Below are 13142 nucleotides of genomic sequence, written 5' to 3'. Positions count from 1 at the left end.
CCTACGAATTCGTACACTCCGCCAGGAGATTCTGTCTGGTACCGACCTTGGAGGGGCCAGATGCGCTTCGCCCCTACCAGCCCCCTCCGCTCGTAGAGATCACGCACCGGGCCGAACCGCTCCCGCTACCCAGACCCGGACCGTGCCGTCGCCACTGGCACTGGCCAGCAGGTGGCTGTCAGGGCTCCACGCCACCGCGTGCACCTCGCCGTCGTGGCCGGTGAGCGGCTGGCCGGCTTGCTGGCCGGTGTTCGGATCCCATAACCGCAGCGTGCGATCGCGGCCAGCACTGGCCAGCAGGTGGCCGTCGGGACTCCACGCCACCGCCCACACCGCGCCGTCGTGGCCGGTGAGCGGCCGACCGGCCTGTTGGCCGGTGTTCGGATCCCATAACCGCAGCGTGCGATCGCGGCCAGCACTGGCCAGCAGGTGGCCGTCGGGACTCCACGCCACCGCCCACACCGGGCCGGCGTGGCCGGTGAGCCGACCGGCCTGCTGGCCGGTGGCCGGACTCCACAACCGGATCACTTGGTCGACGCAGGCGCTGGCCAGCAGGTGGCCGTCGGGACTCCATGCCACCGCCCACACCTCGCCGTCGTAGCCGGTGAGCGGCTGGCCGATCTGCTCGCCGGTGTCCAGGTCCCACAACCGCACCGTGCAATCGCGGCCAGCACTGGCCAGCAGGTGGCCGTCGGGACTCCACGCCACCGCGTTCGCCAGGTCGTCGTGGCCGGTGAGCGGCCGGCCGATCTGCTCGCCGGTGAGCGAGTCCCACAACCGCACCGTGCGATCGCGGCCGGCGCTGGCCAGCAGGTGGCCCACGGGGCTCCACGCCACCGCGAGCACCGCGCCGTCGTGGCCGGTGAGCGGCCGGCCGATCTGCTCGCCGGTGGTCGGATCCCACAACCGCACCGTCTCGTCGACACCGGCGGAGGCCAGGCGGTGGCCATTGGGGCTCCACGTCACCGTGAGCACCGCGCCGTCGTGGCCGGTGAACGGCCCATCGGTATGCCAGCCGATCGGGACGCTCAATGTGTCGGCACGTTGCCGCGGTTCTAGCAGAGCTCGGGATTGCTGGGCCTGCAGGGCGAGCTCATCCCGCTCGCGGCAGACTGCGGCGTACGCCTGGCGCAGATGGGCCAACTCCTGGGACACAAGAGCGAGCTGCGCCTCGGCATCAAAGGCGGCGTCCCACAGGCGCACCGTTGTGTCGGCGCTGGCGGTGGCCAGGCGGTGGCCGTCGGGGCTCCAGGCAACGGCGAACACCTGACCGTTGTGGCCGGTGAGCGGCTGGCCGATCTGCTGGCCGGTGGCCGAATCCCACACCCGCACCGTGCGATCGAAGCCGGCTGTGGCCAGACGGTGGCCGTCGGGGCTCCACACCACCGTGAACACCGCCTCGTCGTGGCCGGTGCGCAACTGGCCGATCTGACGGCCGGTGGCCGGATCCCACATCCGCACCGTGCGATCGTCGCCGGCGGTGGCCAGGCGGTGGCCCCCCGGGCTCCACGCAGCGGCGAACACCTGACCGTCGTGGCCGGTGAGCGGCTGGCCGATCTGCCGGCCGGTGGCCGAATCCCACACCCGCACCGTGCGATCGAAGCCGGCTGTGGCCAGACGGTGGCCCTCGAGACTCCACGCAGCGGCGAACACCTGACCGTCGTGGCCGGTGAGCGGCCGGCCACTCTGCTCCCCGGTGGCCAGATCCCACTCTCGGAGCGTCTGGTCGGCGCCGGCGGTGGCCAGGCGGTGGCCGTCGGGGCTCCACACCATCGCCAGCACTGGGCCGGCGTGGCCGGTGAGCGGCTGGCCGATCTGCTGGCCGGTGGCCGGGTCCCACACCCGCACCGTGTGATCGCGGTCGGCGCTGGCCAGGCGGTGGCCGTCCGGGCTCCACACCACCGCCAGCACTGGGCCGGCGTGGCCGGTGAGCGGCTGGCCGATCTGCTGGCCGGTGGCCGGGTCCCACACCCGCACCGTGTGATCGTCGCCGGCGCTGGCCAGGCGGTGGCCGTCCGGGCTCCACACCACCGCGAACACCCGGTCGTCGTGGCCGGTGAGCGAGCGGCCGATCTGCCTGTGATGCGGGGGCGTCGCCTCGGGGGGCGGAGCAGGGGGCGATGCTGGCTGTGGCCGGGCGGCGAGCCAGAGCTGGTGGAATTCCTCGACGTTGCCGTCCCAGGCGGCCACGACCATCCGCAGGTACGGCCAGGCGGGGCGGCGCTCGCACCTTCGCACGGCGTTGACCGTGGTGTGGCTGATGCTCTCGCCCTTGTTCAGCAGGCCCCGTTCGGCGATGATCCGCACGGTCACACGAACGCTGGGCTCGCCGGCGTGGGCGTGCAATTCCTGAATCCGGTGCCGTAACGCGGTCAGCGGGTCACCGGCCGTGCCGCCCGTGCCGGCCTCTCCGTCCTTGATCTCGCTCATGGTGTCCACGAGCATGCCACGCTGTAAGCGGCTGTAAAGACCGAACGCGGAGAGCTGTCAGCAGCTGTCCAGCGGCGTATGTGGTTGTCGTCGGCTGTCACGCCGTGGATGACCTTGTCAGCCTCTGTTCCGCCTTGTTCGCGGGTGCTGCGTTGACATCCGGGCGGCCCCATCGTGAGGGGTGCGCCGCCCGATCGGGCGGCCGGAACACGAAAGGGACCCCGCCATGATGCTCTCCTTCGCCGACCAGCTTCCCCTGTGGCTTCCGCTGGCGGCGGCCGTGGTGGAGCTTGCCACCGCCCTGGTCAACTACCGTGCCGCCCGGCGCGCCTCTCCCCCCGAGAGCAAGACGGGTGATGACGACGACGAGCGTTAGCCGGGGCCGGAGCGTGTCGACCAGGATTCACGGAAGACTCAGAGACGGTCGGCACCGGCACCGGCACCGACGCCGACCCGGGATCTCTAGGAGAGTGCGCGACGGTTCTGCTCGGCGATGCCCCGGCTCCAGCTCGGCGGCAGATCGGGGATCAGGGGCGGCCTCGCCTCTGCCGGCAGTATGTCGTGCGGCTGCCTGGCGGGTTCGGCAGGACTCCGCCGAGGGGGGTAGGCGGCTACGGCGGTGAGGGCCCTGCGGTTGACGATGTGGATGCGGGAGTTGCCCGTCTCGATCATGCGACGCTCGCGCCAGCACGCCAGGGTGCGAGCCACCATTGAGGGGCTGGCGGTGATCCAGGCCGCGAGGTCGGCCTGAGTCAGCGGCGCGGCCAGGGCCGTCCCGTACGGGGTGTGCCGCTCACCGAAGCGCCGCTGCAACTGCAGCAGCAGCCTGGCCAGACGTGCCGGGATGTCCAGGTGGCTGCTGACGTGCCGGTGCGCAAGGGCGTGCTGCTGCTCGCCGGCGAGCGAGACCAGCAGATCATGCAGTCCCTCGGCTTGCCGGACACCGGGGATCACCTCACCCGGGATCTGCAGGACGCGACCCTTGGCCAGCACATGGACCCTGACCTGGTCGGCGGATCCGAGCCACCGGGGCGGGTCCGGGACCATGACGTGCATGGGGCTGACGATGTCACCGGGCCCGGCGACATCCAGCACGCTGTAGCCACCGCCGGGCTGTCCCACCCGCAGGCACACCCAGCCCTCCTCCAGCACGATGGTCAGGTGCTCGTGCAGCGACCAGGAGTGATCGGTGTGGACCCAGCGCACCTCCCCGAGTCTGGTCAGCGCCTGACGGCCGTCAGGTGGCAAGAGGTCCCAAAACCCGGGCTGCCCTTTCCGCGGCGGCCGGGCACCGCGCCGGCCACTGGCGCCGGCCGCCGTTTTCGTCGATGAGGTAGTCATCGGAATTCAGGCGGGCTGGAGCGCGATGAGGATCGCCGGGATGGCGCCCAGGATCACGGCGAGCGCCAGCAGCGCCCCCACCAGCACGCGGGGCGCGGTGGAGGCCAGGCGAATGGCGGCGTAGCCGGCCATGGCGGCGATGGCGATCACCACGACCGCGCCCGCGATGACCACGGCCAGATTGGTTTCGCTCATCAAGAAGATCCTTCACCGATAGCCAAGTTCGTCCCCGCCGCGCCCCAGGGGTCCTCCGCGGCTTCCGGCGGCCCCCGGCCGTGGACGCGCGCGGCCTCTTCGTCGAGCACTTCATATGCATACAAGGGAGGCAGAAACCCTTGCAGTGGGTGACGATAGGGGTAGGTCGGCAATAAAGGCCAACTTGATCTTATCGATACGAATTCACGCACAGACACCCGCTCCCACCTGGGGAGACGATGCCATTTATGGCATGCGACATAAAACGTGGAAGACGATTCTCTACCCTCGCGGAGGGCTATTCCCAACCGCAGTGACAGGATATTCATCCATTGGCGCAAGATCCGAGCAGGAAATGCCCCGAAACGGCGTTAATAGATGCGCTGATGTCGTCGCCTCTTCGTCGAGCCGCTGACTAGTCAGCACTCCCGGGGTGCGGGGGCCGGGATTGGCAGCCCAGCCCCCGCACTCCACCAGCTGACGTCCCTGGTTCCCCGGGGAAGACCCGCGGCCGGCACCACCAGCCCTTGCCGAGCAGGATTCGCCCGGTACGGCGGTGCCGGCGTCTCCTCCTGGCACAGATGGAGCTGGCGGCCAGCTGGAGGAGAAGCTCGCAGGACGTCCCCTCGATGACGTCACGGATCTGGCTTTCGACGGCTGGGACGCTCGTGCGGCGCCATGCCGAACTTCGCCGATGACCAGCACGAACGGGCGGCGGTTTGAGATCGTCTGCTTGCCTCCCGCCCGCAGATGACCAGCCATGAGGCCTGGCCGGGACATGGGGACAGAAGGAGCCGCTCATGCGCCCGGCGCACCTCGCCCTCTCCACCGCCGCCGTCGTGCTCGTCGTCCCGCTCGGCGCGGGCCCGGCCGCCGCAGCAGCCGGGCCGCCGGGCATCCCGACCGTGGTCACGGCCAGCGCGCAGCTCGCCGGCCTGACCGTGGCCCCCGAAAGCAACGCCAGCTCCTACGACCGGGACCTGTTCCCGCACTGGGCCGCCGTGGCCGGCACCTGCAACGTGCGCGAGACCGTCCTGCAGCGCGACGGCCAGGACGTCATCACCAACGCCTCCTGCACCGCAACCTCCGGCACGTGGCGAAGCCCCTACGACGGCGCCGTCTGGCACCAAGCCAGCGACATCGACATCGATCACATGGTGCCGCTGGCCGAAGCCTGGCGATCAGGAGCCTCGCGGTGGACGCCGGCCAAACGCCGCCAGTTCGCCAACTCCCTGGCCGACTCCCAGCTGTGGGCCGTCACCGATGACGTCAACCAGCACAAAGGCGACCGCGACCCCAGCGCCTGGAAGCCGCCGCTGACCAGCTTCTGGTGCACCTACGCGCTGAGCTGGGTGAGCGTGAAACACAACTGGCAACTCACCCTCCAGCCCAGCGAGAAGACAGCCCTGCAGGAGATGCTCACCACCTGCTGAACCGGTTGAACCCGGTGAACCGGCTGGGGCCAGGTCACTGTTTGACGAACAGGCCTGCCGAGGCGCCTGGTCCGCGCCGATGATGGCGGTATGACGGTCACAGGCGGTTCGAGCTGGATGCGCTGGCTCTGGCTAGCGCTGGGCGTGGTGGCGCCGGTCGCGGTGGCGGTGGCCAGCAACCAGATCCTCACCGAGGCCGGGTGGAGCTGGCCCTGGACGGCCGCCGCAGTGATGCTCGCCGCCGTGGGGGCGGTGGTCGCTCACCGGCTCACCCGCGCACAAGCCCCTGCCCCGGCTTCCGGTCCCGCTCCGACAACGTCGGCAGCCCCCGCGGAGGCCGCAACCGGTGCGACCGAAGCTGCGGCCTCCATCGATGATGGTGGCGCCGGGCCCGCTCCGGCTCCGGCTCCGGCTGCGGCTGGTGACAGCTACACCGCGCAGGGCCCGCGCTCGGTCGTGGTGCGGGACAACTCCGGTGTCATCCAGACCGGAGACAACTCCACCACCCAGCGGTGACCCGGGTGAGCGGACACGGCCCGAGTCGTAGCGACGGCGGTCCACCGACAGAGGGACTGTTGCCAGGCCCTCGGGGAGCGGCGCTGGATGTCAACCGGGGCATCGTGCAGACCGGTGACGGCGCGCACGCCATCCTGCAAGCGCCGCGCCCGCCGCTGCCGAAAGCCGCCTCGGTGCAGGCGCCGCCGGGCCTGATCCACCTGCCGCGCCGCAGCGCGGTGCAGTTCGTCGGCCGCGATCACGCGCTGGAGCAGGTGCGCGCCCACCTGGCGGCTGGGCCGGCAACCGGGGTCATCACACAGGCCGTGGTCGGGCTGGGCGGGATCGGCAAGAGCGAACTCGCTCTGCAGCACGCCCGCCGGCACCAGCAGGACTACCTGCTGGTGTGGTGGATCGACGCCGACAGCCCCGAGCAGATCCAGGCCGGGCTGGCCGCCTTGGGCCGGGCGCTGGCGACCCCCGTCGACTCGGTCGCCGCCGCGCAGGCCACCGCGGAGGAGGCCGCCGCCTGGACGCTGGCCTGGCTGGCCCACCATCCCGGCTGGCTGATCGTCTTCGACAACGTCGAGGAGATCGCGCACGTCGAGCCATACCTGGCCGACCTGTCACGTGGCTTCCTGCTCATCACCACCCGCCGCGACGCCGGCTGGGAGCGCCTGCAGGCCGCGCCGATCCGGCTGGAACTGCTGCCGCGCGCCGACTCGGTGCACCTGCTGGCCGAGTTGATCAGCCCTGCAGCCGTCGGCGACGCCGAAGGGCTGGAGACACTGGCCGAGCAGATGGGCGACCTGCCGCTGGCGCTCACCCAGGCCGGCGCCTACATCGCCCGCACCCCGCGCGTCACCCTGCGCCGCTACCTGAAACTCCTGGCGGACATGCCGGAGCGGATGTATCAGGCGGCGCCGATGGACGGCGACGCCGAACGCGTGATCGCCAAAGTGTGGGCGCTCAGCCAGGCCCGCATCCAAAAGGTCAGCCCGCTGGCGGCCGACCTGCTGAACCTGCTGGCCTTCTTCGCTCCCGACAACCTACCGTGCCAGGTCCTGGCCGGATCCAGCGACATCGACGAGCTGCAGGTCGATGAGGCGTTGGCCCTGCTGGCCTCCTACAGCCTCATCACCGTGACCACCCAAGACCTCCCGGACACTCGCGAATCCGCCGACGATGAGCCGGCGGCGGAAAGCTACGACGTGATCAGCGTGCACCGCCTGGTCCAAGCCGTCACCCGCCACCAACTCGACCCCAGCCAGTGCACCCGCCTGAAAGACCAAGCCGCCGACCTGCTGCTGAAGGCGCTCCCGGCCGAGCCCGAAGACCCCGCGACCTGGCCGCTCTACCAGCACCTGCTCCCCCACGCCCGCACCGTGCTGCCGCTGGACTCACCCGGGCTGAGCCAGATCCTCACCTACCTGCTGCAGATCGACGATCGCTCCCAGGCCCGGCAACTGGCAGAACAGGTCACCGCTCATCTCCGCGACGACACCCACCCCTGCGCCCTGCACGCCCGACATGTCCTCGCTCACTGCACAGGCGCAGACGGCAACGCGGCCGCGGCTCGCGATCAGCTCGCCGAACTGCTGCCGGTGCGGGAACGGGTCCTGGGTGCGGAGCACCCCAGTGTCCTGACCACCCGGCACAACCTGGCCTACTGGACGGGCCGGGCGGGGGATGCGGCCGCGGCCCGCGATCTGTTCGCCGACCTGCTGCCAGTAGAAGAACGTGTCCGAGGTGCGGAGCACTCTAGTGTCCTGACCACCCGGCACATCCTGGCCTACTGGACGGGCCAGGCGGGAGATGCCGCCGCGGCCCTCAACCAGCTCGCCGACCTGCTGCCGGTACAGGAGCGGGTCCTGGGTGCCGAGCACCCCGACGTCCTGGCCACCCGGCACAACCTGGCCTACGGGACGGGCCAGGCGGGGGATGCGGCCGCGGCCCGCGACCAGCTCGCCGAGCTGCTGCCGGTACTGGAGCGGGTTCGAGGTGCCGAGCACCCCCACGTCCTGACCACCCGGCACAACCTGGCCTACTGGACGGGCCAGGCGGGGGATGCCGCCGCGGCCCTCAACCAGCTCGCCGAGCTGCTGCCGGTACAGGAGCGGGTCCTGGGTGCCGAGCACCCCCACGTCCTGGCCACCCGGCACGACCTGGCCTACGGGACGGGCCAGGCGGGGGATGCCGCCGCAGCTCGCGACCAGTTCGCCGAGCTGCTGCCCATGCGGGAACGGGTCCTGGGTGCCGAGCACCCCGACGTCCTGACCACCCGGCACATCCTGGCCTACTGGACGGGCCAGGCGGGAGATGCCGCCGCGGCCCGCGACCAGCTCGCCGACCTGCTGCCGGTACAGGAGCGGGTCCTGGGTGCCGAGCACCCCCACGTCCTGGCCACCCGGCACAACCTGGCCTACGGGACAGGCCAGGCGGGGGATGCCGCCGCGGCCCTCAACCAGCTCGCCGACCTGCTGCCGGTACAGGAGCGGGTCCTGGGTGCCGAGCACCCCCACGTCCTGGCCACCCGGCACAGCCTGGCCTACTGGACAGGCCAGGCGGGGGATGCCGCCGCGGCCCGCGACCAGTTCGCCGACCTGCTGCCGGTGCGGGAGCGGGTCCTGGGTGCCGAGCACCCCGACGTCCTGGCCACCCGGCACAACCTGGCCCGCTGGACGGAGCGGCTTGCGTAGGCCTTGGGGACCTCAACGACCGTGTTACCAGTTCCCTCTCGCGAGCCCGTGCCCTCTATGTGAGAGTCGGCTGCTGTCCTGAGCGGAGTTCTTGAAGGTCGGGAATGTGGTTGTAGAGCGTGCCGACGCTGACGCCCAGCAGCTTGGCGATCGAAGTGACGGAGCGTCCAGGGTCGGGCAGCAGGTCGCGGGCGGCCTTGAGGAGTTCGGTGTTGACGACGGTGGGGCGGCCGCCGGTGCGGCCGCGGGCCCGCGCGGCGGCCAGGCCTTCGTGGGTGCCGGCGATGATGAGTTCGCGGATGAACTCGGCCAGGGCGGCGAAGACGTGGAAGACCAGCCGGCCGCCGGGGGTGGTGGTGTCGAGTTGTTCGTGCAGGCTGGTGAAGCCGATCTCGCGGCGGCGCAGGTCGCCGACCATGGTGATGAGGTCGTGCAGGGAGCGGCCGTAGCGGGCGAGCTCGGGCACGACGAGGGTGTCGCCGGCGGACAGGAACGCGTGACAGGCCTCGAGCTCGGGGCGCTGGGCGGTTTTGCCGGACTTCTTGTCGGCGAAGATCTTGCGGCAGCCGGCGGCGCTCAGCGCGTCGATCTGGCGGTCGAGGCTTTGGCCGCGGGTGGAGACGCGGGCGTAGCCGATGCGGATCTCGGACCGTACGGCGGGGAAGGCGGCGAGGACGTCCTCGGGCAGCTCCATCGGTGTGATCGTCACCCGCTGATTCTCTCAACAAACGGTCTCCAAAGTTATTGAAGTCGCCCGGTTGTTGAAGCGAGTTTTTGAAGACCGTTCGCCCTGGTCGGCCCCTCCGGTCCGAGAGCCTTCAAAAAACGATCGTTTAATGAAGGGCGCCCACTTTACTGGCCCACCTGGAGCACACCTTCGTCGCTTCGCTGGCCGCATCGCCCGGATCCCGTCTGAGGCGCTGATCCGCTGGCAGGAAAAGCCGCGCCCTTGCCGCCCTGCGAAACTGACCTGGGTCACTATGTCCTCCCCCAGATCAATCCAGGTCGTCCCAATCCCACGGATCAGCAGCGCGTCCATCGGGTTCTCGTCCGAACCGGTACTTGTGCCGATGGTCACCGAACTCGAGAAATTGATCAAACAGCCCGGCGGCAGGAAACCGTTCGGCCAGTGCCGCGACCTGCTTCACCGCCCCAGTGCCCCTCAACACCTGCAGCAGGCGGGCCACCCCGCGCGGGCCGTCGAGGGCGACGTGCACGACGACGCGTCCAGCTAGCTTCGCGACCTGCTCCACCGCTCCGATCCCCCGTAACACCTCCAACAGGTAGGCCACAGCGTCTGGGTCATCGAGAGCGACGTGCCTGGCGGGATCACGCTCCAAGAGCGCCGCGACCTGATCAGCCGCCCCATCCCACCGCAGCACCTGCAGCAGGCTGGCCACATCGTCCGGGTCATCGAGAGCGACGTGCCTGGCGGGATCACGCTCCAGGAGCGCCGCGACCTGATCAGCCGCCCCGACCCACCGCAATGCCTCCAGCAGGCTGGCCACATCGTCCGGGTCATCGAGAGCGACGTGCCTGGCGGGATCACGCTCCAGGAGCGCCGCGACCTGATCAGCCGCCCCGTTCCACCGCAATGCCTCCAGCAGGCTGGCCACATCGTCCGGATCATTGAGGGCAACGTGTGCGACCGCGTGTCCGGCAAGCGCCGCTGCCTGCTCCACCGCCCCCACTTCTCGCAATGCTTCCAGCAGGCCCGCCACGGGGCCCGGGTCGTCGAGATCGACGTGCACGAGGGGATCTCGCTCCAAGAGCGCCGCGACCTGGTCAACCGCGCCCGCCTCCCACAACGCCTCCAGCAGGCTGGCCACCGCATCCGGGTCGTCGAGGGGGACGTGTGTGACGGGATCACGCTCCAAGAGCGCCGCGACCTGCTCAACCGCGCCCGCCTCCCACAACGCCTCCAGCAGGCTGGCCACCGCGTACAGGTCGTCAAGGGCAACGTGCGCGACCGCCCGTCCGGCAAGCGCGGTGAACTGCTCCACCGCCCCCACCTGCCGCAGCACCACCAGCAGACGGGCCACCGCGTACAGGTCGTCAAGGGCAACGTGCGCGACCGCCCGTCCGGCAAGCGCCGCGATCTGCTCCACCGCCCCGACCCCCCGCAACACCTCCAGCAGACGAGCCACCCCGTACGGGTCGTCTAGGGCGACGTGCATGGCGGGCTCACGCTCCAGCAGCGCCGCGATCTGCTCCACCGCCCCGACCCCCCGCAACACCTCCAGCAGACGAGCCACCTCGCGGGGGTTGTCTAGGGCGACATGCACGACGGAGCGTTCGGCCAGCCCCGCGATCTGCTCTACCGCACCCGCCTCCCAGAACGCCTCGAGCAGACGAACCACCGCGTACGGGGTGTCGAGGGGGAGATGCGCGGCGGCTATGCGGGCGGGGCGGTTGTCGGTCGGGTGTGTGAAGTGCATGAGCCGTAGGAGGAGGGCGGCGGCGCCGGGGTAGCCGTGGGTAGTGGCGTGTTTGAGGAGTTGGGCGGCGTCGCGATACAGACCGCGGTCGCGGGCCTCCTGGCCGAGCGCGGTCAGGTCGGCCGGGTGGGCGTGGCGAGCGGCGGCGGTCCAGAAGTCGATGGGCGGGATGTGGCCGGCGCGGTGGTGGCGGCCGTACTGGTCGAGGTAGTCGGCCAGCCGATAGAGCACCCCGTTTGCAGGCGGGGCGGGAGCGGCGGCGGGTGGGGTGGCGCGGCGGTTGCGCCGGTTGCGGGGAGTTCCGGTCTTGATAGGGGCCAGGATGCCGGGGATGCCGTTGCACGGGGTGGCAGCGTAGTCCAGGGCCTGCTGCAGCCAGTCCTGGCCGGTCTGTTGCCATTGGGTGTCGGTGAGGTAGCCGGGCGCGGCTTCGGAGAGCCACACCAGCGGCAGGTGCGGGCCGGCACCCAAGCGGCGGGCGTCCATGGCGGCGGTGATCAGCGCTTTGGTGACGGGCGAGGCCTGGGTGTAGCGGTCCAGCAGGACCGGCGCCCCGGCCAGGTACTGGGTGATCTGGCCGTCGGCCGCGTGCTCGCTGGCTTCGGCCAGGCGGGGATCACCTTTGGCGCGATCGGTCATGGCCTGCAGGTCGGGGCGGGTGAAGGCGTCCGGGACGGCGATCATGTGGCCGGTCAGCAGTTCCCGCGCCTGGGCGTGCGGATCGGGCGCTCCGGCTTCCGGACGGGTGGTCAGGGCGTCCCAGTACTGCGGCCACAGGGTGGCTAGGACCAGCACCGGGCCCCGCCTCGTATCGCGTAGCAGCTCGCGCAGGCCCGAGGCGACCTGCTCACCGAGCTGATCGGGAGCCAGGTAGAACTGCGCCTCGTTCAACCACACCACCGTGTAGGGGGCTACCTGGCGCAGCCGGGCCACGGCGGCGCCGGGACGGCCGGGATCGATGGGGTGCCACACCCGCCACGGCTCCGGACGATCGCGTAACACTTCAAGCGCCTGCCAGCAGGCGCGGGTCTTGCCGGTGGACGAGCCTCCCACCAGCACCGCGATTCGGCTGACACTCCCCTCGGCGGCGGCCAGCACCACATCGCGCAGACGTCGATCGTGTTCACGGGAGATGTAGGGCGGAAGCGGCGGCAGGCCCTCATGTGGCAGGTCGAAGGGCCGGTGGACCTCGAACTGGAACGGGTCCTGCACCTGGCTCAGCGGAACGCCCGGCGGGGCCTGATCCCCACTCGGTCCCGCCGGCGGCGCCGGGTAGTAATGGTGGTCGTGGTGATGGTTCTCCTGCTTACCGATCACCTGGTCGTGGAAGTCGCCGTCGGGCAGCTCGATATGGTCTCCGACGTAGCGTCGGGAATCCGCCTGTTGCTCGTGCTCATCGCCGCTGGTCCCACTCACGGCAGGTCTTCCTCGTTGGTGGGAGGAGGCGCAGGTGGGGAGGCCGGCTGGTTGACCTGCTTGCCGATCACCGGCCCGCTGAACGTATCCCCCCGGAACTCGATGTGGTCACCTCCATAGGAGCGAGGAGGACCATCGCTTTGCCGTTCCTGCTCAGCTGAGGCGGCGGGGAGCTGCGACGGGCCCGCCGGTTGCTGTGCCGGCGACGGGGCCGCCCCTGTTCCGATCCCGCCCTCCGGCTCGAGCGCACCTTCGGGGGCGGCCGAGCTCGTTGGGTCGGGCTGTTGTTCAGCCTTCTTCTGGGCTCGCAACGCCAGGACGGAAACCACGAGCGCCGCCAGGCCGATCCCTGTCCCGGCGAACATGCCCACCACACCGGCGCGCCAGCTCAGCAGCTCCAGCCATGCGCCGGAATCGGGCTGCGGGTCGGAGAAGAACCACACCAGCCCGAGTGTCACCGAGACCGTCAGGAACACCAGCCCGAGCGCAGCGACTCCGCGCCACCACCACGAGCCGCCCCTCCGCCCCGTCGTGCCATGCTCTCCCGTCATGCCGTCAAGCCTGATCCGGCCTGAGCCCAGCCGGTATCTGTGTGATTAAGGTGTTACCTACCGAAACCAGTGCGGGGCACGCATCTCACCGGCATAGACGCCGAAGGTAGGGCAGGCCAGGCAAGCAGGACGAGCGGAAGATCA

10 protein-coding genes are annotated in these 13142 nt (G+C 70.5%); 4 read left to right on the top strand and 6 right to left on the bottom strand.

Translation table 11 applies throughout. From position 1 onward, the window contains the following. Positions 1-99: 99 nt before the first annotated feature. The gene (locus tag AB0I67_RS16695) at positions 100-2430 is read right to left on the bottom strand and encodes a WD40 repeat domain-containing protein (protein WP_357923899.1); all 2331 of its coding nucleotides are present in this window, start codon (positions 2428-2430) and stop codon (positions 100-102) included. A gap of 226 nt (positions 2431-2656) precedes the next feature. Here AB0I67_RS16695 and AB0I67_RS16690 point away from each other — a divergent pair, with 226 nt between their 5' ends. After that, positions 2657-2806 (top strand): hypothetical protein, encoded by a 150-nt coding sequence (locus AB0I67_RS16690; protein WP_357923897.1) that lies wholly within the window; start codon positions 2657-2659, stop codon positions 2804-2806. Between the two features lie 86 nt (positions 2807-2892). Here AB0I67_RS16690 and AB0I67_RS16685 read toward each other — a convergent pair whose 3' ends face one another. Both AB0I67_RS16685 and AB0I67_RS16680 read right to left on the bottom strand, forming a co-directional pair. Continuing rightward, positions 2893-3636 (bottom strand): helix-turn-helix domain-containing protein, encoded by a 744-nt coding sequence (locus tag AB0I67_RS16685; protein ID WP_357923895.1) that lies wholly within the window; start codon positions 3634-3636, stop codon positions 2893-2895. A 141-nt stretch (positions 3637-3777) separates the two neighbouring features. Next, positions 3778-3966, bottom strand: coding sequence for a hypothetical protein (locus AB0I67_RS16680; RefSeq protein WP_357923894.1), 189 nt, complete (start codon positions 3964-3966; stop codon positions 3778-3780). Between the two features lie 800 nt (positions 3967-4766). Between AB0I67_RS16680 and AB0I67_RS16675 the strand changes: the two genes are divergently transcribed. The 3 genes from AB0I67_RS16675 to AB0I67_RS16665 all read left to right on the top strand — a co-directional run bounded on the left by AB0I67_RS16675 (position 4767) and on the right by AB0I67_RS16665 (position 8593). Beyond that, complete coding sequence (locus tag AB0I67_RS16675) at positions 4767-5399, top strand: DUF1524 domain-containing protein (RefSeq protein ID WP_357923892.1); 633 nt, start codon at positions 4767-4769, stop codon at positions 5397-5399. Positions 5400-5489: 90 nt separating this feature from the next. Then, on the top strand, positions 5490-5915 hold the full coding sequence (locus AB0I67_RS16670) for a hypothetical protein (RefSeq protein ID WP_357923890.1): 426 nt from the start codon (positions 5490-5492) through the stop codon (positions 5913-5915). A 104-nt stretch (positions 5916-6019) separates the two neighbouring features. After that, positions 6020-8593, top strand: coding sequence for a tetratricopeptide repeat protein (locus AB0I67_RS16665; protein ID WP_357923888.1), 2574 nt, complete (start codon positions 6020-6022; stop codon positions 8591-8593). Positions 8594-8648: 55 nt separating this feature from the next. Here the strand turns inward: AB0I67_RS16665 and AB0I67_RS16660 are convergent, their stop codons facing one another. From AB0I67_RS16660 to AB0I67_RS16650, 3 genes are all read right to left on the bottom strand, one after another. Next, positions 8649-9287 (bottom strand): recombinase family protein, encoded by a 639-nt coding sequence (locus AB0I67_RS16660; RefSeq protein WP_357924083.1) that lies wholly within the window; start codon positions 9285-9287, stop codon positions 8649-8651. A gap of 301 nt (positions 9288-9588) precedes the next feature. Beyond that, positions 9589-12447: a hypothetical protein gene (locus AB0I67_RS16655; RefSeq protein WP_357923887.1), complete on the bottom strand. Its 2859-nt coding sequence runs from the start codon at positions 12445-12447 to the stop codon at positions 9589-9591. Next, complete coding sequence (locus AB0I67_RS16650) at positions 12444-12998, bottom strand: hypothetical protein (RefSeq protein WP_357923885.1); 555 nt, start codon at positions 12996-12998, stop codon at positions 12444-12446. The genes AB0I67_RS16655 and AB0I67_RS16650 overlap by 4 nt, the downstream gene beginning before the upstream one ends. Positions 12999-13142: the final 144 nt, after the last annotated feature.

The sequence above is a fragment of the Nonomuraea sp. NPDC050310 genome (assembly GCF_040655795.1).
Taxonomy (GTDB): Bacteria; Actinomycetota; Actinomycetes; order Streptosporangiales; family Streptosporangiaceae; genus Nonomuraea.
Note: the sequence above shows the minus strand (reverse complement) of the source record. Positions and strands in the feature narration are given on the sequence as shown.

Bases quoted from the DNA above. Each gene is read 5' to 3' on its own strand.
- AB0I67_RS16695 (WP_357923899.1), bottom strand. From the start codon at position 2,430: ATGAGCGAGATCAAGGACGGAGAGGCCGGCACGGGCGGCACGGCCGGT.
- AB0I67_RS16690 (WP_357923897.1), top strand. From the start codon at position 2,657: ATGATGCTCTCCTTCGCCGACCAGCTTCCCCTGTGGCTTCCGCTGGCG.
- AB0I67_RS16680 (WP_357923894.1), bottom strand. From the start codon at position 3,966: ATGAGCGAAACCAATCTGGCCGTGGTCATCGCGGGCGCGGTCGTGGTG.
- AB0I67_RS16675 (WP_357923892.1), top strand. From the start codon at position 4,767: ATGCGCCCGGCGCACCTCGCCCTCTCCACCGCCGCCGTCGTGCTCGTC.
- AB0I67_RS16670 (WP_357923890.1), top strand. From the start codon at position 5,490: ATGACGGTCACAGGCGGTTCGAGCTGGATGCGCTGGCTCTGGCTAGCG.
- AB0I67_RS16660 (WP_357924083.1), bottom strand. From the start codon at position 9,287: ATGGAGCTGCCCGAGGACGTCCTCGCCGCCTTCCCCGCCGTACGGTCC.
- AB0I67_RS16650 (WP_357923885.1), bottom strand. From the start codon at position 12,998: ATGACGGGAGAGCATGGCACGACGGGGCGGAGGGGCGGCTCGTGGTGG.